This window comes from Peribacillus kribbensis DSM 17871, assembly GCF_000430765.1.
GTDB lineage: Bacteria > Bacillota > Bacilli > Bacillales > DSM-1321 > Paraperibacillus > Paraperibacillus kribbensis.
The window spans coordinates 307,021-329,136 of sequence record NZ_KE387241.1 but is presented as its reverse complement, the minus strand read 5'-3'; the positions used below and the strand labels follow the sequence as shown (position 1 = coordinate 329,136).

The following is a 22,116-nucleotide window of genomic DNA, read 5'->3' as shown; positions in this document are numbered from 1 at the left end:
AAGATGAGATTTCCCATAGCGTCAAGCTAGTAAGATCCCTGAAAGATGATCAGGTAGATAGGTCTGAGGTGGAAGCGTGGTGACACGTGGAGCTGACAGATACTAATCGATCGAGGACTTAACCTAGTTGGTTTATGAAACGTGCAAGCCTTCTGTTATCTAGTTTTGAAGGAACGAAGTTCTTTCATTTTGTCTGGTAGTTATGGCAAAGAGGTCACACCCGTTCCCATCCCGAACACGGAAGTTAAGCTCTTTTGCGCCGATGGTAGTTGGGGGCTCTCCCCCTGTGAGAGTAGGTCGCTGCCAGGCACACCGAGATCAGCTGATTTCAGCTGGTCTTTTTTTGTGTTTGTTTAAAGGAGGGCTTAGTTTTAATAAAACAGCCATGCGTCCGAATTATGCTATTTAGACCAAGGAGCTGTCTAGTTGTTGATGGATGGGGTTCCGGATGACTTATGATCCGAAATGGCGAAGGAATAATCCAATTTCCTATTGAAAATGGCATTTAATGATCCAAACGAGCTTTTAGCGGGGGTAGCCGCTTTGTAAATCATCCGGTTTTATGGTTAATGAACACGGAGTCGATGATATGATCCTAAACTTTATGGATCGATCGAAAAATCCCTAATATGATTCCACCATCCAAAGAATGATCGAAAAGCTCCAAATATAAGCCAAAGTAATCCATACAAAGCCTTTATAGGACCAAAAAACCACCGCCAGGCTCCCTGCTATTACTGCTTCCTCCACTCAAAAAAACTCTACGATCATTAAGAAAAATTCCATTGACATCCCAAAGCGATTGCCATAAAGTTAAATAGTCAAATAGTTAAACAGTTTAATTATTAAAGGATAGAACAAATAAAAAGGGGTGAATGTTTGTTGTCTCACAGGAATATTAATGAGTTGGTCGACCGGTATATTTCTACCTCTTTTTCGGTTGCGAAACGGGCCGAAAATTTGGTTAAGTGCCAAATTGGGGATGATTTAACCAATGACCAGCACTATATGCTCAGATACATATATAAGGCGCAGGAATGTACATCTACAGAGCTTGCAGATGTGTTTGAGGTGAAGAGGAGTGCGATTACAGCAATCATCAATCGTTTATGGGAAAAGGGGTTGATTGAGAGGACCCGCGATGAAAAGGACCGGCGGGTTGTCTACCTTTCTCTTACAAAAAATGGGGCTGAGCTTTTTGCAAGGACCGAGGAACGGATTTATAAGCTGGTTGAGTCGCTGATAAAAAAATTTGATCAGAAGGAAATCGAGCAGTTTATGGAGACGTATGAGAAGCTGGATCGAGTTTTATTGGAAAGTAAATATAAGCAGGAGGAATAGAAGTTGAATTTTATTATTAGGAGAAAGTGGCTTGTCCTGATTTTATGGATTGTTGCTGCTGCAGGTCTAATGTTTGCAGCCCCTAATATGGCCAATCTCGTTCGGGAGAAGGGGCAGGTGGATGTGCCGAAGGGGTATTCCTCTGCAAAGGCAGGGGAGATTATGGAGAAGGTGCAGAAGCAGGAGGGTGGAGGAGATGAGACCTCGGTTGCCCTTGTGTTTCATGATAATAAGAAGCTTTCAACCCGTGAAATTGAGGAAGCTCAGAAGGCTTTCCGCAGCCTGGAAAAGGAAAAGAAGGAGCTGGGGATCCAGCAAATCCTGACTCACTTTAATGATAAAGCATTGAAGGATCAGCTGGTATCAAAAGATGGGAAGGCGATCTTGGTCTCTTTAAGCATCAGCAGGGATGGCAGGGAAGAAAGTGAGATCAGCGATGCTTTATATAAAACCATTAAAGATGCAAAGGTGGATCATTATTATACGAGCAACTGGATGATCAATCTGGACTTGAACAAGAGCTCAGAGGAAGGGTTAAAGAAAACAGAGGGAATTACTGTTGTATTTATTTTAGTTGTGTTATTTCTTGTGTTCCGTTCTGTGATTGCGCCGATTATACCGCTTTTGACAGTGGGCTTTACTTATCTGGCGTCTCAATCAATTGTATCCCTTCTTGTGGATAAATTTAATTTTCCAATCTCCAATTATACACAGATATTTTTAGTAGCGGTACTATTTGGGATTGGAACTGATTATTGCATTCTCTTATTGAGCCGCTTTAAGGAAGAGCTGCCTCAGAAAGAGACGATCGCCGAAGCAATTGTGGCTACTTATAAGAATGCGGGCCGGACTGTATTCTTCAGTGGTTTGGCGGTTATGATCGGGTTTGCGGCTATTGGGTTCTCCCAATTTAAACTGTATCAGTCGGCTTCGGCTGTTGCGGTAGGGGTCGCTGTATTGCTGATTGCACTGTTTACAATTGTGCCATTCTTTATGGCTGCGCTTGGAATGAAGATTTTTTGGCCTTCCAAGGCAAAGGCCGAGCATGGGGACAGCAGGCTATGGGGAGCAGCAGGAAAGTTTGCATTAAAGCGGCCGCTGTTTGCCCTGTTAATCGTAGCTGTGGTCTGTATTCCATTTTTAGTGAAGTATGACGGGGATTTATCCTTTAACTCATTGGAAGAAATCAGCGGTGATGTATCATCCATCAAAGCGTTCAATGCCATTGCAGACAGCTTTGGTCCTGGTGAATCGATGCCGACTCAAATTGTGATCAAAAATGATGATAAGATGGATACGGAAGAATATATCGGATTAGCTGAAAAGATCAGTCAGGAAGTGGAGAAAGTGGATCTGGTTGATAAGGTCCGCTCCGTTACGAGGCCGACAGGAGAGCCGATTGAGGATTTCTTTGTAGCCAAGCAATCCCAGGATCTTAAGGAAGGGCTGGGCCAGGGAGAATCAGGGATCAACAAGATCAGTTCTGGCCTCCATCAGGCCGGGGCTGAGCTGACGAAGTCCCAGCCGCAGCTGAACAATGCTGTGGACGGAATCAATTCACTTATATCAGGAACTGGGGAAATCCAATCCGGATTAACGGAAATCCAATCCAAGCTGACTCTTATTGAAAATGGGGTCCGCCAGGGATCGTTGGGTTCCGATCAGATCCAAAAAGGTCTTGAACAGACGAAGGCAGGGGCCGAGGAGCTATTGGCCAACTATAATAAATTGCTGGGGGGATATGATGCAGCAGGCACTAATCTTGCGCTGCTCAGCAATAAATATGATCAGATTGGCAGCGGGCTTTCCAAGCTTTCGGATGCTTTAGGCCAAATTAAGCCAGAAGACTTCGCGAATTTAGAAAATAAGTATTCGGGTCTTTCAAATGAAGCACAATACCAAAAAATAAAAGGCAGCGTTCAGGCCGCCAATCAGCAGCTGCCTGCTCTTGCTGCGGGGCTGAACTCACTAAATGAGGGGCTTGGCCAGCTTTCTGGCGGAATCAGCACCGCAAATTCAGGCTTTAAAAAGGCCATCGGCGGGCAAAAACAGCTTGCTGAGGGCATGCAGAGCTTAATTAATGGAATTGAAAAGCAAAAGGATGGTCTGGATCAGCTTGCGGATGGCCAGGGGAAAATCGTTGATAAGTTCCCTAAGGTAACAGATGGACTGAAAGGAATAAATGGGGGCCAAAAGGAGCTGCTTAACGGCTTTGGAAGTCTCGGCGGGCAATTGAACCAGCTGACTACAGGATTGAACCAGAGTGCGGAGGGGCTTGATTCTGTTTCCAAAGGACTAGGCAGTGCCCAGGATTATTTAGCTGGGTTATCGAAATCCAGCTCGGACAGCTTTTATCTGCCGAAGGAAGCCTTAGAAAGCAAGGACTTCTCACAGGCCCTTGATGCCTATATGTCCAAAGACAGAAAAAATATGACTCTGGATGTGATTTTTAAGTCCAGTCCTTACTCAAATAAATCCATACAGCAAGTTCCGGTAATTAAGGCTGCTGTCGAGAGAGCTACAAAGGGAACAAAACTTGAAAACGCCGTTGTCGCGGTTGGCGGTATTACCAGTACCAATGCGGATCTTAAGCAGATGTCCAGCCAGGATTATTCACGTACGGTCATACTCATGCTGGCAGGAATCTTTATTATCTTAGTATTCTTGTTCCGCTCACTTATCATGCCGTTTTATATCATCGGTTCATTGATTCTTACGTATTATACGTCGATGGCCATGAATGAAGTGCTCTATGTGGATATCCTTGGCTATACGGGAATCAGCTGGGCGGTACCTTTCTTCGGCTTCGTTATACTTATGGCTCTTGGAGTGGATTACAGCATCTTCCTGATGGACCGATTCAATGAATATAAGGATATGTCAGTTGCAGAGGCTATGCACTTGGCAATGAAGAAGATGGGAACGGTCATTATCTCGGCAGTCATTATTCTTGGCGGTACGTTTGCCGCGATGATGCCTTCAGGTATGCTGTCTCTGCTTCAGATAGCCTCTATCATTGCTATAGGGTTAATCCTTTATGCCTTTATCATCCTTCCGCTGTTCATACCTGTCATGGTGAAAAACTTCGGAAGCGCGAACTGGTGGCCATTTAAACGATAACAGGGGAGGAGCGGTGTTTACAGCTCTTCTTTTTTAAAAGGAAGGATTTTCGATTGAGTTTCACTGAAAAGATGGTTAAAATAAGAACCAGCATTCAAGATAAACGTGAGGTATGTAGATGGGAAAAAATAAAGCAACCTTCGAAGTAGAAGAGAATGAGACGATCAGCGGATGCCTGGATCGAATGAAGTCACAGGGATACACCCCGGTGAAACGGGTGGAAAAGCCTGTGTTTAAGGAAGTCAAAATAGCAGGGAAGACGGAATATGAACCTGCTGGAAGAAAAATCGTATTTGAAGGAATGAAAAACGACTAAAATCCGAACATTATATATCGAAAATTTTCGATTGTTCGAAAATTAGTTGACTCCTCTCTTCAGTATTGTTAATATGTAACCAAGGATGATAAAAACAGTTTCTCTCATATAATAATGGGGATATGGCCCATGAGTTTCTACCTGATTACCGTAAATGATCAGACTATGAGAGGAGATAGCAGTATATTCGGCAAGTCAATTTAAGTATGTTGTTTTTTGCGCGCCGGGTGGACTATCTTCTCTTTTAGAAGAAGTCTGCCCGGTTTTTATTTTGTTCACTTAAGTTAGGGGGAAGTACTGTGAAGCCTCTTGTGGGGGTCATTATGGGAAGTGTTTCGGATTGGGAGACGATGAAGCATACATGTGAGGCGCTTGAAAGCCTAGGGATTGAGTATGAGAAGAAAGTAATTTCAGCCCACCGGACACCCGACGTTATGTTTGAATATGCAGAAACGGCCAGAGACAGAGGGTTAAAGGTCATTATAGCTGGAGCTGGAGGGGCTGCCCATCTTCCCGGAATGACGGCAGCAAAAACCACGCTTCCGGTGATTGGAGTGCCTGTACAGTCCAAGGCGCTCAAGGGACTTGACTCCCTTTTGTCCATTGTACAGATGCCTGGCGGTGTACCTGTGGCAGCTGTCGCTATTGGAAAGGCTGGTGCCGTGAATGCGGGCCTCCTTGCCGCACAGATGCTGAGTGCTTTTGATGAGGAGATTGCCTTCCGCCTGGAGGCAATGCGAAATGAAACCAGAGAAAAGGTGTTAATGACCAGTGAACAGCTTATCTAAAACGATCCTTCCGGGACAATATATTGGGATTATAGGCGGAGGCCAGCTGGGAAGAATGATGGCGCTGGCGGCCAAAGCTTCAGGTTTTAAAATTGCGGTGCTGGATCCAGTATCTGACTGCCCGTGCGGCCAGGTGGCAGATCTTGAGATCACAGCGGAATACAGTGACATGAAGGCGCTTGAAAAGCTGGCAGAGGTCAGTTCAGTCATCACCTATGAATTTGAAAATATCGATGCTGCCGCTGCGGAATGGCTGAGCCGTTTTGCCAATCTTCCACAGGGAACGGATGTATTGAGGATCACACAAGATCGATTTCTCGAAAAAGAGGCTTTTATGAAAGCTGGTGCTGCTGTTGCCCCATATAAAAAAATTATGGAGCCGGAGGAGATTCCGGCGGCAATGCAGGAACTCGGCTACCCAAGTGTTTTAAAAACTTCAAGGGGCGGTTATGATGGAAAAGGCCAGTATGTAATCAAGGCCTCATCTGATATAAAGGAAGCAGAACAGCTTCTTAAGAGCGGTCCTTGTATATTGGAAGCCTGGGTTCCATTTGAGAAGGAAATCTCAGTCATCATAGCCCGGAAAGAGAATGGAGAGAATTCCGTTTTCCCAGTTGCAGAAAATATACATATAGACAATATTCTGCATCAATCCATTGTCCCTGCAAGGATCAGTGCGGAGGCAGAACGTGCGGCCATCAGACAGGCTGTCGGGATTGCGGAGCATCTTGGGCTTGTCGGGACGCTTGCGGTTGAAATGTTTTTAACTGTGGATGGCAGCATTCTTGTAAATGAAGCTGCTCCACGGCCGCATAACTCAGGGCATTATAGCATGGATGCCTGTGAAACCTCCCAGTTTGAGCAGCATATAAGGGCTGTCTGTAACTGGCCGCTTGGGAGCACGGAGCTTTTAAAGCCTGTCGTTATGGTAAATATTCTTGGTGAGCATTTGGAAACACTACTGAATGAAATACCAGATATCGATGGCTGGAAAATTCACTTGTATGGAAAAAAAGAAGCAAAACATAAACGAAAGATGGGGCACGTGAACATTCTGCGTAATTCTTCAGAGGATGCCCTGGCAGAAGCGGAACGAAGCAGAATCTGGCACGTTTAAATTTGGAACGGAGGAAACACAATGATTGATCGCTACACAAGACCGGAAATGGGAGCAATTTGGACGGAGGAGAACCGATTTAAAGCCTGGCTGGAGGTTGAAATCCTCGCCTGTGAAGCCTGGGCAGAGCTCGGGGCAATCCCAAAACAGGATGTAGCCCTTCTTCGTCAGAACGCTTCCTTTGATGTAGACCGGATCAAGGAAATTGAAGAGGAAACCCGCCATGATGTGGTCGCTTTCACAAGAGCGGTTTCTGAGTCTCTTGGTGAGGAGAGAAAATGGGTTCATTACGGCCTTACTTCTACAGATGTAGTGGATACCGCTTTATCTTATATTCTCAAGCAGGCGAACGAAATCCTGCTGAAGGATGTAGAAAATTTTGTTGAAATACTAAAGAATAAGGCACACGAGCATAAATATACCGTGATGATGGGACGCACCCATGGAGTGCATGCAGAGCCGACCACTTTTGGACTCAAACTCGCACTTTGGCATGAAGAAATGAGGCGGAATCTTGACCGTTTTAAAGAAGCGGCAAGAGGTATTGAATTCGGAAAGATTTCAGGAGCAGTGGGAACGTATGCCAATATTGATCCATTTGTGGAAGCGTATGTGTGCGAAAAGCTGGGACTCCAGGCAGCGCCGATTTCGACACAGACTCTGCAGCGTGACCGCCATGCACACTATATGAGCACAATTGCTCTTATTGCCACATCCATTGAGAAGTTTGCCGTGGAAATCAGAGGTCTTCAAAAGAGTGAAACCAGGGAAGTAGAAGAGTTCTTTGCCAAGGGACAGAAAGGCTCATCTGCTATGCCTCATAAACGCAATCCAATCGGCTCTGAAAACATGACTGGACTTGCCCGTGTGATCCGCGGATATATGATGACGGCTTACGAAAATGTGCCGCTTTGGCATGAGAGAGATATTTCGCATTCTTCAGCAGAGCGGATCATCCTGCCAGATGCGACCATTGCTCTGAATTATATGCTGAACCGTTTTGGAAATATCGTGAAAAATTTAACCGTATTCCCTGAGAACATGAAGCGCAATATGGACCGCACTCTCGGATTAATTTATTCACAGCGTGTACTGCTTGCCCTTATTGACAAGGGACTCGTCCGTGAAGAGGCATATGATACGGTACAGCCAAAGGCAATGGAAGCCTGGGAGAAGCAGGTTCCTTTCCGCTCCTTGATTGAAGCAGATGAGAAGATCACAAGCCTGCTGACACCGGACGAAATTGCCGATTGCTTTGATTACAACTATCATCTGGCCCATGTCGATACCATTTTTGATCGTCTGGGGCTTTAAAAAAGCTCTGTTCAAACAGAAGGGCTGAATTCCAAGATTCCCGCGGGGCGGGCGCTGAGGCCTCACAATAGGAGGCTCACCTTCCACCCCGCTAAACAATGGCGATCCTAAAAGTCCCATCTATTAGCTGTAAAATAACCGCTGCTGCAGTAGACGTGCGGCCGGTTATCAAACTGAATGTTCCTAATATTCCTAAAACGGAGGAAAAAACCATGCAAAAAGGTGCACTGCTGTATGAGGGAAAAGCGAAGAAGATTTATTCTACTGAAGACGAACAGATCGTCTGGATCGAGTACAAGGATTCAGCGACAGCTTTTAACGGAGAGAAAAAGGCGGTCATTGACGGAAAGGGAGTCCTGAATAACGAGATTTCGAGCCTGCTGTTTATTAAGCTTCAGGAAGCCGGGATTCCATCGCACTTTATTAAAAAGATTTCTGACCGGGAGCAGCTGGTCCGGAATGTGAGCATTATTCCTTTGGAGGTTGTGATCCGGAATTTTTCGGCCGGCAGCTTATCCAAGCGTTTAGGGATTGAAGAGGGAATACGGTTTAAGCAGCCGATTGTAGAGTTTTATTATAAAAATGATGAGCTGGGTGATCCGCTGATCCTGGATTCCCATGTGAGAGAATTAGAGATTGCAAGCAGCGATGAAATGATGAGATTAAAAGAAAATGCAGTTAAGGTGAATACCGTTTTATCAAGCTTTTTTGATGAGATCGGCATAAGACTGGTCGACTTTAAGCTGGAGTTTGGCAGGACGGAGGACGGAGGCATTCTGCTCGCTGACGAGGTGTCCCCGGATACCTGCCGTCTATGGGATGCAGCAACGAATGAAAAGCTGGATAAAGATGTATTCAGGAGAGACTTAGGCAGCTTAACCGAAGCTTATGAAACTATACTTGCCAGATTAGGAGGACGTCTTCATGTATAAAGTCAAAGTGTATGTAACTCTAAGGGAAAGTGTTTTAGATCCGCAGGGAGCTGCTGTTATGAACTCTCTCCACAGCATGTCATATCAGGAGGTCCAGGATGTCCGGATCGGAAAATTCCTGGAGCTTTCAATCGAGAAGTCTGATCGTGATATAGATTTTTTAGTAAAAGAAATGTGTGAAAAGCTTCTTGCCAACACGGTGATTGAGGATTACCGCTATGAGGTGGAGGAGGTTGTGGCTCTGTGAAGTTTGCTGTAATTGTATTTCCAGGATCCAACTGTGATGTGGATATGTTTCATGCGGTAAAGGATGAGCTTTCTGCTGAGGCAGAATATGTTTGGCATACAGAAGGAAGCCTTGACGGCTATGATGGCATCCTGCTCCCTGGCGGATTCTCATATGGTGATTATCTGCGTTCAGGCGCGATTGCAAGATTTTCTAATGTGATGAATGAGGTGATCAAGGCAGCTGAAGAAGGAAAGCCGGTCCTTGGGGTGTGCAATGGATTCCAGATTCTTTTGGAGGCCGGTCTGCTCCCAGGGGCAATGCGCCGCAATAAAGATTTGAAATTCATGTGCCGTACGGTTCAGTTAAAAGTAGAAAATGCCCGTACGCTTTTCACTTCCCGATACACAGAAGGAGAAATCATCGATATCCCGATAGCGCACGGTGAAGGAAACTACTACTGTGATGAAGAGACACTTGAGATGCTGAAGGAAAATAAGCAGATTGTTTTTACCTACCACAATGAAAATCCTAATGGAAGCCTTGCTGATATTGCGGGGATCACCAATGAACGGGGCAATGTTCTTGGCATGATGCCGCATCCGGAGAGGGCTGTGGACACCCTGCTTGGGAGCGCGGATGGATTAAGGCTGTTTCAATCAATCGTCAAAAACTGGAGGGAATCCCATGTCGTTAATGCTTGAACCAGGTCCTGAACTTATTAAAACAGAGAGAATGTATGCGGAAATGGGACTGACAGATGAAGAGTTCGAGATGGTTGAGAGAATCCTTGGCCGCCTGCCGAACTACACAGAGCTCGGTTTGTTCTCAGTCATGTGGTCGGAGCACTGCAGCTATAAAAACTCCAAGCCTGTCTTGAAAAAGTTCCCGGTAACCGGAGAAAGGGTCCTTCAGGGACCTGGAGAAGGAGCAGGCATTGTCGATATCGGAGACAACCAGGCAGTCGTTTTCAAGATTGAGAGCCACAACCATCCTTCTGCGATTGAGCCCTACCAGGGAGCAGCCACAGGGGTAGGCGGAATCATCCGTGATGTATTTTCGATGGGCGCACGGCCGATTGCCCTGCTTAATTCCCTGCGTTTTGGAGAATTAGAGTCACCGCGGGTCAAATATCTTTTTAAGGAAATTGTCGCCGGCATTGCCGGCTATGGAAACTGTATCGGGATTCCAACGGTCGGGGGCGAAATCCAGTTTGATCCTTCCTATGATGGAAACCCGCTCGTCAATGCGATGTGTGTCGGCTTGATCAATCATGAAGATATTAAAAAAGGCCAGGCGCACGGCATAGGAAATACCGTGATGTATGTAGGGGCGAAAACAGGGCGTGACGGCATCCATGGGGCTACCTTTGCTTCTGAGGAGCTGACGGAAGCCTCTGAGGAGAAGCGTCCGGCAGTCCAGGTCGGGGATCCATTTATGGAAAAGCTTCTTCTTGAAGCCTGCCTTGAGCTGATTCATAATGACGCCCTGGTTGGAATCCAGGACATGGGAGCTGCAGGCTTAACCAGTTCCTCAGCGGAAATGGCCAGCAAAGCCGGCTCTGGCATCGAGATGAATCTGGATCTTGTTCCTCAGCGTGAAACAGGGATGAGCGCCTATGAAATGATGCTGTCAGAATCCCAGGAGCGTATGCTCATCGTGGTGGAAAAAGGCCGTGAACAGGAAATTGAAGATCTATTTTCTAAATACGGACTGGAAGCAGTAGCTATCGGAAAGGTAACCGGAGATAAAAAACTTCGCCTCCTTCATAAAGGAGAAATCGTGGCAGATGTGCCTGTAGACGCACTGGCAGAGGAAGCCCCGGTTTATCATAAGCCATCTGCGGAGCCAGAGTATTTCCGTGAATTTCAGAATATGGAACAGAGTACTCCTGTAATAGAGGATTATAAGCAGACACTGCTCGCCCTGCTGTCACAGCCGACCATCGCCAGCAAGGAATGGGTGTATGACCAATATGATTATATGGTCCGGACGAATACGGTGGTTACACCCGGCTCGGATGCTGCGGTTATCAGAATTCGTGAAACCAATAAAGCCCTTGCGATGACGACAGATTGCAATTCCCGCTATCTATATCTTGACCCGGAAACCGGCGGGAAAATAGCGGTGGCTGAAGCTGCCCGGAATATTGTCTGCTCAGGTGCAGAGCCGCTCGCCATCACCGACTGCCTGAATTTCGGAAACCCGGAAAAGCCTGAGATCTTTTGGCAGATTGAAAAGGCGGCAGATGGAATGAGTGAAGCCTGCCGGGCTCTTGGCACTCCTGTCATCGGCGGAAATGTGTCTCTCTATAATGAAACGAATGGGGAAGCGATTTATCCTACCCCGGTCATTGGGATGGTCGGACTTGTTAAGGATCTAAAACACGTGACTACCCAGGATTTTAAGAAGGCAGGAGACTTGATTTATGTGATTGGGGAAACGAAGGAAGAATTCGGTGGCAGTGAACTCCAAAAAATGCAGGAGGGCCGTATTTTTGGAAAGTCCCCTGAGATTGACCTGGATGTGGAATTCCGCCGGCAGGCCCAGCTTTTAGAAGCGATTCGGGAAGGGCTTGTCGCTTCCGCTCATGATGTATCAGAGGGCGGCCTGGCTGCTGCAGTTTCAGAATCATTATTCGGCTCCCAGTCATTAGGTGCTGACATAAAGGTAGGGGGTAAGCCGGAAGCTATGCTGTTCAGTGAAACTCAGTCCCGCTTTCTTGTTTCCATCAAGCCTGAAAGTCAAGTTGAATTTGAAAGATTGATAGAGGATGCTCAAATGATTGGTATTGTCACAGATACATCCGAGCTGGCCATTTCCTCCGTGAACGGTGAAAAAATTGTACAGGCATCGGTTCAAGAATTAGTTACAGCCTGGAAAGGAGCCATCCCATGCTTGCTGAGCTGAAAGGATTAAATGAAGAGTGCGGCATCTTTGGCGTATGGGGCCATCCGGATGCTGCCCAAATTACGTATTATGGCCTTCATGCCCTTCAGCACCGCGGGCAGGAAGGTGCCGGTATTGTGGTCAGAGAAGGAAACAGTTTGAAGAGTGTAAAAGGGGAAGGCCTCGTTACAGAAGTCTTCTCTACCGATAAAATCCAGCACATGAACGGTACATGTGCAATCGGGCATGTACGGTATGCGACTGCAGGAGGAGGAGGGCTTGAGAATGTCCAGCCCCTGCTGTTCCGCTCCCAGATTGGGGGGCTTGCGATCGCCCATAATGGAAATTTGGTGAATGCCGTCCAGCTGAAGCATCAGCTGGAGTCTCAGGGAAGCATTTTTCAGACAACCTCTGATACAGAGGTGCTGGCCCATTTAATTAAGCGCTCCGGTTTTTCTGTGCTGAAGGAGCAGATGAAAAATGCCCTCAGCATGCTGAAGGGAGCGTACGCCTTTTTGACCATGACAGAGACCGAAATGGTAGCAGCCTTGGATCCCCATGGTCTTCGCCCATTATCACTTGGCCGTTTGGGGGAAGCCTATGTGCTTGCATCGGAAACCTGTGCCCTTGATATTGTAGGAGCTGAGTTTGTACGGGATGTAGAGCCGGGCGAAATGCTGATCATCAATGATGAAGGAATCAAATCAGAGCGTTTTGCCATGAGCACCAGCCGTTCTATGTGCACGATGGAATATATTTATTTTTCACGCCCTGACAGCAATATTGATGGAATCAATGTTCACAGTGCCCGCAAAAACCTGGGCAGGCAGCTGGCTTTAGAAGTGCCGATCGAAGCGGATGTCGTGACAGGAGTCCCGGATTCCAGCATTTCGGTTGCCATCGGCTATGCGGAGGCCACAGGAATTCCTTATGAAATGGGGCTCATTAAAAACCGCTATGTGGGAAGAACCTTCATCCAGCCATCTCAGTCCCTAAGGGAGCAGGGAGTAAAGATGAAGCTGGCCCCGGTCCGCGGTGTGGTGGAGGGGAAACGTGTGATCATGGTCGACGATTCCATCGTCCGCGGCACCACGAGCAGAAGGATCGTCAATATGCTGAAGGAAGCAGGCGCTGTGGAGGTTCACGTCGTCATCAGCTCTCCTCCGATTAAAAACCCATGCTTCTACGGCATCGACACATCCACAAAAGAAGAGCTCATCGCTTCTTCAAAATCTGTGGAAGAAATCAGGGAGCTTATCGGCGCAGACACACTGACCTTCCTATCGGTGGAAGGCACCATCAAAGCACTGGACCGCCCCTTCGAAAACGGCGGCCAATGCATGGCATGCTTCACGGGCAAGTACCCAACTGAAATCTATGGGGAGAGTCCCCATTTCCCGGAATCATTTCCCGTAGAAACGAAGTAAACAAACAGGAGGAACTCTTGAATGGCTAACGCGTACAGGCAGGCAGGCGTGGATATTGAAGCAGGCTATGAAGCGGTAAATAGGATGAAAAAGCATGTGAAGAGAACCATGAGGCCAGAGGTATTGAGCGGACTGGGCGGCTTTGGCGGCATGTTTGATCTATCGGCCCTTGGACTGAAGGAGCCGGTCCTTGTCTCCGGAACGGATGGGGTCGGCACAAAGCTGATGCTGGCTTTAATAATGGATAAGCATGATACGATCGGGATCGACTGTGTGGCCATGTGTGTGAACGATATTGTGGTGCAGGGGGCGGCACCCATCTATTTTCTTGACTATATTGCCTGCGGAAAAGCTGATCCTGAGCGGATTGAGGCAATTGTCAAAGGAGTGGCGGATGGGTGTGAGCAGGCCGGCTGTGCACTGATCGGCGGGGAAACGGCCGAGATGCCTGGCATGTATGATGAGAATGACTATGATCTCGCTGGCTTTGCGGCTGGAGCTGTTGAAAAATCTGCCCTGATCACGGGTAAGGAAACAGCGGCGGGTGATGTGCTGATCGGACTTTCCTCAAGCGGGCTTCACAGCAACGGTTTTTCCCTGGTCCGCAAGGTGCTCTTGTCAGACAAGGACGCAGATCCTAATCAATATATGGAGGATCTCGGCTGCACACTTGGAGAAGAGCTCTTGAAGCCGACAAAAATCTATGTAAAGCCTTTATTAGAAGCCATGAAAACCTATAGAATTAAGGGGATGGCCCATATTACAGGGGGCGGATTTATCGAAAATATCCCTCGGATGCTGCCTGAAGGACTGGGTGCAGTTATTGAAAAGGGCAGCTGGAAGATTCATCCGGTCTTCCAGCTCTTGGAAAGTAAAGGGAACCTGCAGGAAGAAGAAATGTTTAATATTTTCAATATGGGAATCGGCATGGTGGTGGCTGCAGATGAGGAAGATGCAGCAGGTCTGATCGGTTTATTTGACTCTATGGGTGAAAAAGCACAGGTGATTGGAAGAACAGTGCCGGGCAGTGGCGTTTCATTTACAGGTGAACTGGCATGAAAAAAATAGCGGTATTTGCATCAGGAAGCGGAAGTAATTTTCAATCCATCGCGTATGCAGCTAAAAGCGGGGAATTAAAGGCGGAAATTGTCCTTCTTGTCTGTGATAATCCTAAAGCCCTTGTCCTTGAAAGAGCGGAGAAGCTTGGCATTCCTGCTTTTGTTTTTTCACCTAGGAAGTATGATAGCAAAGAGGCATTTGAAACGGAAATAGCGGCCAGGCTGAAGGAATCGGGAGCAGAATTCCTGGTTCTTGCCGGTTATATGAGATTAATAGGCTCGACGCTGCTGGCTGCATTTCCTCGGAAAATTGTTAATATCCATCCATCCCTGCTTCCCTCTTTTCCGGGTAAGGATGCCGTTGGGCAGGCCTTAGCGGCTGGGGTGAAGGTGACAGGGGTGACCGTCCACTTTGTGGACGAGGGCATGGATACCGGACCGATCATCGCCCAAAGGTCTGTTGAGGTGAAAGAAGGCGACACAAGGGAATCGCTGCAGGCCAAAATCCAGGACGTCGAGCACCAGCTGTTTCCTTCCGTTCTTCAGAAGCTGCTAGGTGAGAGGATCCTTACATAATTTGGTCCGGACGGCATGATTGCGGCGGTCCGGAAACGACACCAAGCATCTAATCCGGATGCCTGGTACAAAGCTTAAGTAACAAAAAAGAAACTGGAGGTCTGCCCAATGTTAAAACGCGCGTTAATTAGTGTATCAGATAAAACCGGCATCGTAGATTTTGCTAAAGGCTTAAAGGAAGCCGGGTTTGAGATCATTTCAACAGGAGGCACTAAAAAAACGCTTCAGGAGCAAGGGATTGAAGTGCTTGGAATCAGCGAAATCACCGGATTTCCAGAAATCCTGGACGGCAGGGTGAAGACGCTCCACCCGAATGTCCATGGGGCGGTCCTTGCCAGACATGGGGATAAGAATCATCAGGAACAGCTGGAGCAGCACAATATCCAGCCTATCCAGCTCGTATGCGTAAATCTGTATCCATTCCAGCAGACCATCGCAAAAGAAGATGTAACGGTCGAGGATGCGATTGAAAATATCGATATCGGAGGCCCGACTATGCTCCGTTCATCAGCCAAAAACCATGAATACGTAACAGTTGTCGTAGACCCTGCTGATTACAGCACGGTTTTGGAGGAGCTTCAAAATGAAGGCGAAACAAAAAGCATGACCCGGAGAAAACTGGCTGCAAAGGTATTCCGCCACACAGCAGCCTATGATTCTGTCATATCACAGTACATGACACAGCTGGCTGAAGAAGAAACTCCGGAAAGCTATACGGTCACCTACAACCTAAAGCAGACGCTCCGCTACGGAGAAAACCCTCATCAAAAGGCTGCGTTTTATCAAAAGCCGCTAGGGTCCCAATTTTCGCTTGCTTATGCCGACCAGCTTCACGGCAAGGAGCTTTCCTATAATAATATCAATGATGCGGATGCCGCCCTGCAGATTGTAAAAGATTTCTCTGAGCCGGCTGCTGTAGCGGTTAAGCATATGAATCCATGCGGAATTGGAATCGGAGAGACCATTTCGCAGGCATTCCAAAAAGCATTTGATGCGGATTCCACCTCCATTTTCGGCGGGATTGTCGCCTTGAACCGTGAGGTGGACCTTGAAACAGCAGAAAAGCTTCATAGCATCTTTTTAGAGATTGTCATCGCTCCTTCTTTTACAAAAGAAGCGCTTGAAGTTTTAACAGCGAAGAAAAATATCCGTCTTCTGACCGTCTCTTTTGCAGAAAGTAAAGCACTTGAAAAGAAATTGACGTCAGTCGAAGGCGGTCTTTTGATCCAGGACATGGATATGTACACCCTGGACGATGCAGCCATCTCCATTCCCACTAAACGTGAGCCGACGCCTGAGGAATGGGAAGCCCTAAAGCTTGGATGGAAGGCAGTAAAGCATGTGAAATCGAATGCGATTGTTGTGTCCGGCAGTGATATGACCCTTGGAATAGGAGCCGGCCAGATGAACCGGGTGGGCGCCGCAAAAATAGCACTAGAGCAGGCGGGAGAAAAAGCCAAAGGTGCTGCCCTTGCTTCGGATGCCTTCTTCCCGATGGATGATACCGTTGAAGCAGCGGCCAAAGCGGGGATCACGGCCATTATCCAGCCGGGCGGATCTGTCCGTGATGAGGATTCTATTAAAAAGGCAGATGAATACGGCATTGCGATGGTATTTACAGGAGTAAGACATTTCAAACATTAAGAGGGTGTTCTTATGAAGGTATTGATCATTGGCCGCGGAGGCAGGGAGCATGCGCTGGCATCTAAATTCTATTCAAGCAGCCAGGTAGAGAAGGTGTATGCAGCACCCGGGAATCCCGGCATTTCAGATGTGGCTGAGCTGCTTCCGATTCAGGAGCATGAGCATGAGAAGCTGATCCAATTTGCCCTCGAACATCAAATTGGGCTGACCTTTGTGGGCCCTGAAGTTCCTCTGCTGAACGGGATCGTGGATGAATTTCAGGAAGCCGGCCTGCGTATTTTTGGCCCAAGCCGTCTGGCAGCCGAAATAGAAGGAAGCAAGACTTATGCTAAGGATTTAATGAGGAAATATAACATCCCGACCTCTGAATATAGGACTTTTTCAGATTATGAGCTGGCAAAGGCCTATGTGGAAGAGCGGGGAGTCCCTATCGTTATAAAATTTGACGGCCTTGCTGCGGGCAAGGGGGTAGTGGTCGCAATGGAGATGGAGCAGGCCATGGAGGCCCTGCACGAAATGCTGGTGGAAAAGAGATTTGCTTCATCAGCACAGGTTGTCATCGAAGATTTCCTTCAGGGAGAGGAATTCTCTCTCATGGCATTTGTGAATGGAGAAAAGGTGTATCCGATGGTCATCGCGCAGGATCATAAGCGGGCTTTCGATGGGGACAAGGGGCCGAACACCGGAGGAATGGGTGCTTATTCCCCTGTGCCGCAAATTCCTGGAAGTATGGTGGATGAAGCGGTTCAATCCATTCTTTTTCCCGCTGCAAAGGCCATGGTGCAGGAAGGAAGGCCGTTTAAAGGGATTCTGTACGCCGGGCTGATCGCAGCGGAAAAGGGGCCGATGGTCATAGAATTTAATGCCCGCTTTGGCGACCCTGAGACCCAGGTGGTGCTCCCAAGGCTGAAATCAGATCTTGTTTCCGTTCTTGAAGCAGTGGAATCCGGCTCAGATTTCACCCTGGACTGGCATCAAGAGGCCGTTGTCGGCATTGTGATGGCTGCAGAAGGCTATCCAGAAGATTATGCATCAGGAGCCGTCATTACACTTCCTGATAGCTTGGACCCCGGCGCTCAAGTCTTCCATGCCGGAACAAAATGGAATGACGAGGGAAAGCTTGTCACAAACGGAGGCAGGGTGCTGCTTGTGGCTTCTAAAGCGGAAACGCTTCAGGAAGCCCAGAAGAAAGCCTATAAGGAAGCCGAAAAGATTGAATGCAGTTCCCTTTTTTATCGAAAAGATATAGGCAATAAAGCGATTTTGAAAGAACAAACAATATGAAGAAGCAGCCGTCTCACCATGGGGCGGCTTTTTTCTGTTTCATTCCCTGAGAATAAAACTGCCTTCTCTACAAGAAAATAAAAGAAAAGACGTTCTATTTAGGGGAAATGTATATTGAAACCATATAAAACGATGCTTATGGCTGCTCTTTTTCTTTTGTTTGTCTGGAATGTGCCCTTTGTTTCTGCCAATCCATCGATTCCAGGCATTCCTGGATCTGATCGTTTTTTTCCTGATCTCCTGATTACAGAAATCGGTGTGAATCCGTCAAAGGGAAACAGCAGGGGAGAAGGCTATGAATTTGTAGAGCTTTATAATAACACCGACCATAGGGTGAATATCCGGGATTATAACCTTCGCTGCGATTTTCCCGACGGCACCTTTGCGGTCTGGGATATTAGGGAAGAAAAGTGGGTGGAACCGGGCGAGCCCATTGTTATATGGACGAAGAACAGCGACAGCTACAAACGGGGCGGCGAGCTGACACGGAAAGATTTTAACCAGCATTATAAGACTGCCCTGAAGGACATTCCGCTTGCAACTGCTGAAGCAAGCGGAATGTCCAATATCCATGACAGAAAAATCTCCGTCACTACTGATACAGGGATTATCATCTCCGAAGCCTCCTATATTGCCGGAGCAGGATCACCCGTAACCCGAAATGGAGAGAGCCTTGTCTATGAATATCCAAAGGACGGTTCCTCATCGATGACTAAAAGGGGAATTTCTCGTCCCCCTCATCCTGGCAGAGTTTTAAAAAATCAAGTGCCTGCTAAAAGGAACAGAATCGTCGATCATATGAAGCCCGCAGCCTCGCAGGCGAACAGGAAGCTTGAAATCCCTGTCCGTACAGACCTCCCGCTGGCCTTCAACATTGAAGATGACCGCGCCATTGTCAGGGCAACGATATTTTATAAACGGCATCAGGACAAAAGCTTTACCGAGGCAAATATTACGCCAACAGAGATCAACCATTATTCCTACGATATTTCCAGGTTCGATGTGTATGCCTCAAATCCCTTGTTTGAATATTATCTGGAGGCATCCGACGGAGTGAACACCATCCGATATCCTGAATCAGGCACGATATCAGTAAAGGTTGGCAGTCCGGATGCCTATCAGCCATTCAAAAAAGGCATGTCCATTACAAATGATAGTATCCTGAGCGGAACAAAAGTGGTCGAGGTACATAAGAAACATGCGGGTGAGCGTGTTTCCCTTTTCCAAAATGGAAGTCTGTTAAAAACGAAAAATGCCCTGAGCAGACCCCCTGCCCTGGTCTTTGAGGCAGACGGAATAAAAGAAGGCTATAAGAACGGGCTCTTTATCAAGAAGCAGTTGATCAAAAGCCTCGAACCTACCAGGGGAAGGTTCAGTCCGTTTGAATTGACCCTGCCGATTGAAGCCATGAAAAAAGGGAGGAATAATCTCACTGTAACAGCTGGCAGCCGGAAGGAAGCCTATTCAGCTGGAATGATCCTTGGGAGAGGGAGGCTGAATAACTTTGAAATCAAAAATGTGAAGCTGCTTCTGGGAGATGGAACTATTCTTAGGCCTTCCGCTGTACGTGCCCAATTTGGAAACGGCAAAGATGTTAAAGAATCCTACCGTGATGGCCGAATCTACACATTTGGAGAAGGGAAGTTCAACCGCAGGACCAAAACGGCTTCCAGGGCTGTGCAGAGGAGCTTTGTATTTGCGATCCCTCCTGATAAATTTCTCACGGAAAGAGCAGTAGTGAAGACAGAACGTTTTCCGGATGGCCGCTACAATTTCTCAGCCATCATTAATGATTCTGAAAAATATGAGGTGAACCCGAAGTTTGATAATTCCCCGCCCGAGATTCTGATTAAATCACCAAGCGGGGGCAGCCAGCTGAAAGGAACCTTCACGGTTGATGCGGAATCCAATGATTCCGTATCGAAATGGTCTTCCTTAAGGGCGGCACTGGACGGAAAAAGAATCAAGCTTCCCTTTACTACAAATACGGGACAGCTGAAGCCCGGGAACCATAAACTGGTCTTTACGGCATCGGATGCAGTAGGCAATTCAAGCAGAAAGATCATGAATTTCAGGGTTGGGGAGGAAGCACCGATTATAAAGGACACGGTTTATCCGCCGGAGGGCTCTACTTCGATTACTCTCCGTCCCAAACTTTCCGTAAAGGTAAAGGATCCTACAGGGGACCGGGTTAAGACTGTTTTTTACAAAGCAAGCAGATATGATTTTTCATCATCAAGACAGTTAAAGGGCTATATGAAGGTCTCCGACCGCGAGCCTCCGCTTGAGCTTGAGCAGGAAGGAGAGAAGGATCTGAATCTCCCTGAAAAGATGAAACTGGCTGTTGAGGATGGAGAGTACCTGGTTTCGGGAGCGGATACCGGCTTTCCTTATCAGAGGTTTGAAGCCGTCATAAAGGAAAAAAGGCCGGAAATCAAAGAAGTAGAGCTGGAATGGACCGGCCATTCCGCAAACGGCAGGAGGGTAATCCTGTATGCCTGGAATTATAGCACCTACAGATGGGATGCTCTTGCCTATGGATATGGAGATAGAAATTATACACTCAAAGCACAGGTGAATCTGGATAAATACGTAAAGAAGCAAAGGATCCAGGTGCTCATCCAAGATCCTCCTGAAAAAACCAATCAGAATTTCACACTGCTGTGGATGTCTGATACCCAGTACTATTCTAGTACTTTTCCTTTTATTTATCCCATTATGACCAACTGGGCAAAGCTTCAGTATGACAAAGGAAATGCAGGTTATGTTATACACACAGGGGACATTGTCGATTTCAGATGGGATATGAACCAGTGGGAGACAGCCAGCAAGAGTATGGCAGCCCTTGACCAGGGGAATGTCCCTTACGGAGTTGCAGCAGGCAATCATGATGTAGGCTCCCTTTTTGTCAATTACACAAACTTTGGGAAATATTTTGGAAAGAAACGCTTTGTGGGACAGCCTTCCTATGGAGGGGAAAGGGGAAATAATGCCCTTCATTATGATTTGATCTCCTTTGGAGGGCATGACTTTATCATTTTGTATTTGGGCTGGGGAAAAGAAACCAGCCGGGAATCCATCGACTGGTCCAACAGGGTACTAAAAAAATATTCAGACCGCAATGCCATTCTTGCAGTCCATTCGTACCTGGATGTGGATGGAAGACGGACCTCCCGGGGGCAGTCTATGTTCCAAAGCTTGGTAATGCCGAATCAAAATGTCAAAATGGTCTTGAGCGGACACTACTTTGGAGCCAGCCGCCATATCGAGAAGCTTCCGGACGGCAGGAAGGTCATTGAGATGCTTGCTGATTATCAGGGAGGTCCTGAGGGAGGACAGGGCTATATGCGCCTCCTGCAGTTCGATCCCCTGCATAAACAGCTGAGAGTCAAAACATATTCGCCGTACCTGGATCATTATAATTTCTTTGACAGCGGAACCGATGAATTCATCCTCACAGGAATCGAGTTGAATCCCATCCATAAACAAGTGGCCACCGACTATCTGTCTGTCAATGTCTACACCTCAAAAAAGCTGGGCGAGGACGCAGATGTAAGAAGCAGCCGCAGGGCGCAGTTAAAGCTAAAACCGCTTAAGCCTGACAGTGACTACTATTGGTACGTGGAGGTCAGTGATAAATTCGGCGGCAGGACTAAATCCCCGATCTGGAAATTCCGGACGGCGCCTTAATTGGAGCCTGCTTTTAAATAGCTATGACGAGCCCGGGAAGTGGTTATTTTTCCCGGGTTTTGTTGTGGAAGTATCCAGTTGAAGATCGCAGATTTGGGAGAAGGGTTTGCTGTGACTGAGGAGGGTATGAAAGAAAAGAAATGCTTTAAAGGGTGCTGAATGAGGGGCTTGCTGCAAAGATAGGAGGGGAATAGTGGTTCGATGAGTTCCGTGTTCGGACAAGCTGAGGCGCATGAAGGCAGTCCGGGTTCGGACAGGATGAGGTGTATGAAGGAGAAAGTAGTCCGAAGAGGGTCCAGGTTCGGACAGGTTGAGGCGGCAGAGAGGAAAAGTAGTCCGAAGTCAGTCCAGGTTCGGACAGGTTGGCGCGCAAGGAAGAGAAAGTAGTCCGAAG

At 47.3% G+C, this 22,116-nt stretch carries 16 protein-coding genes, 2 rRNA genes and 1 riboswitch; all 18 genes read left to right on the top strand.

Annotated features, from left to right (window positions below):
- A 23S ribosomal RNA gene (locus H539_RS0121930) occupies window positions 1–126 on the top strand; the annotation flags it as partial.
- 66 nt (window positions 127–192) lie between these two features.
- A 5S ribosomal RNA gene (gene rrf / locus H539_RS0121925) occupies window positions 193–309 on the top strand.
- A gap of 573 nt (window positions 310–882) precedes the next feature.
- Window positions 883–1,341, top strand: coding sequence for a MarR family winged helix-turn-helix transcriptional regulator (locus H539_RS0121915; RefSeq protein WP_026695308.1), 459 nt, complete (start codon window positions 883–885; stop codon window positions 1,339–1,341).
- Between the two features lie 3 nt (window positions 1,342–1,344).
- Window positions 1,345–4,461 carry an MMPL family transporter gene (locus H539_RS0121910; protein WP_026695307.1) on the top strand — a complete coding sequence of 1,039 codons (3,117 nt, stop codon included), beginning with the start codon at window positions 1,345–1,347 and terminating at the stop codon, window positions 4,459–4,461.
- Window positions 4,462–4,579: 118 nt separating this feature from the next.
- Window positions 4,580–4,777, top strand: a complete 198-nt coding sequence (locus H539_RS0121905; RefSeq protein WP_026695306.1) for an NETI motif-containing protein — start codon at window positions 4,580–4,582, stop codon at window positions 4,775–4,777.
- An 84-nt stretch (window positions 4,778–4,861) separates the two neighbouring features.
- Window positions 4,862–4,963: riboswitch (purine riboswitch) on the top strand.
- Window positions 4,964–5,076: 113 nt separating this feature from the next.
- The gene (gene purE / locus H539_RS0121900; protein WP_026695305.1) at window positions 5,077–5,565 is read left to right on the top strand and encodes a 5-(carboxyamino)imidazole ribonucleotide mutase; all 489 of its coding nucleotides are present in this window, start codon (window positions 5,077–5,079) and stop codon (window positions 5,563–5,565) included.
- Window positions 5,549–6,682, top strand: a complete 1,134-nt coding sequence (gene purK / locus H539_RS0121895) for a 5-(carboxyamino)imidazole ribonucleotide synthase (protein ID WP_026695304.1) — start codon at window positions 5,549–5,551, stop codon at window positions 6,680–6,682. The genes purE and purK overlap by 17 nt, the downstream gene beginning before the upstream one ends.
- A 21-nt stretch (window positions 6,683–6,703) precedes the next feature.
- A complete protein-coding gene (gene purB / locus H539_RS0121890) occupies window positions 6,704–7,996 on the top strand; it encodes an adenylosuccinate lyase (protein WP_026695303.1) in 1,293 nt (430 codons plus the stop codon).
- 212 nt (window positions 7,997–8,208) lie between these two features.
- Window positions 8,209–8,928: a phosphoribosylaminoimidazolesuccinocarboxamide synthase gene (gene purC / locus H539_RS0121885; RefSeq protein WP_026695302.1), complete on the top strand. Its 720-nt coding sequence runs from the start codon at window positions 8,209–8,211 to the stop codon at window positions 8,926–8,928.
- Window positions 8,921–9,175 carry a phosphoribosylformylglycinamidine synthase subunit PurS gene (gene purS / locus H539_RS0121880; RefSeq protein ID WP_026695301.1) on the top strand — a complete coding sequence of 85 codons (255 nt, stop codon included), beginning with the start codon at window positions 8,921–8,923 and terminating at the stop codon, window positions 9,173–9,175. Before purC ends, purS begins: the two co-directional genes overlap by 8 nt.
- Window positions 9,172–9,858: a phosphoribosylformylglycinamidine synthase subunit PurQ gene (purQ, locus tag H539_RS0121875; RefSeq protein ID WP_026695300.1), complete on the top strand. Its 687-nt coding sequence runs from the start codon at window positions 9,172–9,174 to the stop codon at window positions 9,856–9,858. Before purS ends, purQ begins: the two co-directional genes overlap by 4 nt.
- Window positions 9,842–12,064 (top strand): phosphoribosylformylglycinamidine synthase subunit PurL, encoded by a 2,223-nt coding sequence (gene purL, locus H539_RS0121870; protein WP_026695299.1) that lies wholly within the window; start codon window positions 9,842–9,844, stop codon window positions 12,062–12,064. Before purQ ends, purL begins: the two co-directional genes overlap by 17 nt.
- Window positions 12,049–13,470, top strand: a complete 1,422-nt coding sequence (gene purF, locus H539_RS0121865) for an amidophosphoribosyltransferase (RefSeq protein WP_026695298.1) — start codon at window positions 12,049–12,051, stop codon at window positions 13,468–13,470. The genes purL and purF overlap by 16 nt, the downstream gene beginning before the upstream one ends.
- 21 nt (window positions 13,471–13,491) lie before the next feature.
- Window positions 13,492–14,529: a phosphoribosylformylglycinamidine cyclo-ligase gene (gene purM, locus H539_RS0121860; protein WP_026695297.1), complete on the top strand. Its 1,038-nt coding sequence runs from the start codon at window positions 13,492–13,494 to the stop codon at window positions 14,527–14,529.
- A complete protein-coding gene (purN, locus tag H539_RS0121855) occupies window positions 14,526–15,104 on the top strand; it encodes a phosphoribosylglycinamide formyltransferase (protein WP_026695296.1) in 579 nt (192 codons plus the stop codon). The genes purM and purN overlap by 4 nt, the downstream gene beginning before the upstream one ends.
- 108 nt (window positions 15,105–15,212) lie before the next feature.
- Window positions 15,213–16,748 (top strand): bifunctional phosphoribosylaminoimidazolecarboxamide formyltransferase/IMP cyclohydrolase, encoded by a 1,536-nt coding sequence (gene purH / locus H539_RS0121850; protein WP_026695295.1) that lies wholly within the window; start codon window positions 15,213–15,215, stop codon window positions 16,746–16,748.
- Between the two features lie 12 nt (window positions 16,749–16,760).
- Window positions 16,761–18,032 carry a phosphoribosylamine--glycine ligase gene (gene purD / locus H539_RS0121845; RefSeq protein WP_026695294.1) on the top strand — a complete coding sequence of 424 codons (1,272 nt, stop codon included), beginning with the start codon at window positions 16,761–16,763 and terminating at the stop codon, window positions 18,030–18,032.
- A 114-nt stretch (window positions 18,033–18,146) separates the two neighbouring features.
- A complete protein-coding gene (locus H539_RS0121840; protein ID WP_026695293.1) occupies window positions 18,147–21,722 on the top strand; it encodes a lamin tail domain-containing metallophosphoesterase family protein in 3,576 nt (1,191 codons plus the stop codon).
- Window positions 21,723–22,116 lie beyond the last annotated feature (394 nt).

Coding starts and splice junctions, on each gene's coding strand:
- purN (WP_026695296.1), top strand. CDS start 14,526: ATGAAAAAAATAGCGGTATTTGCATCAGGAAGCGGAAGTAATTTTCAA.
- purM (WP_026695297.1), top strand. CDS start 13,492: ATGGCTAACGCGTACAGGCAGGCAGGCGTGGATATTGAAGCAGGCTAT.
- purL (WP_026695299.1), top strand. CDS start 9,842: ATGTCGTTAATGCTTGAACCAGGTCCTGAACTTATTAAAACAGAGAGA.
- purB (WP_026695303.1), top strand. CDS start 6,704: ATGATTGATCGCTACACAAGACCGGAAATGGGAGCAATTTGGACGGAG.
- purH (WP_026695295.1), top strand. CDS start 15,213: ATGTTAAAACGCGCGTTAATTAGTGTATCAGATAAAACCGGCATCGTA.
- H539_RS0121905 (WP_026695306.1), top strand. CDS start 4,580: ATGGGAAAAAATAAAGCAACCTTCGAAGTAGAAGAGAATGAGACGATC.
- purF (WP_026695298.1), top strand. CDS start 12,049: ATGCTTGCTGAGCTGAAAGGATTAAATGAAGAGTGCGGCATCTTTGGC.
- purD (WP_026695294.1), top strand. CDS start 16,761: ATGAAGGTATTGATCATTGGCCGCGGAGGCAGGGAGCATGCGCTGGCA.
- purC (WP_026695302.1), top strand. CDS start 8,209: ATGCAAAAAGGTGCACTGCTGTATGAGGGAAAAGCGAAGAAGATTTAT.
- purS (WP_026695301.1), top strand. CDS start 8,921: ATGTATAAAGTCAAAGTGTATGTAACTCTAAGGGAAAGTGTTTTAGAT.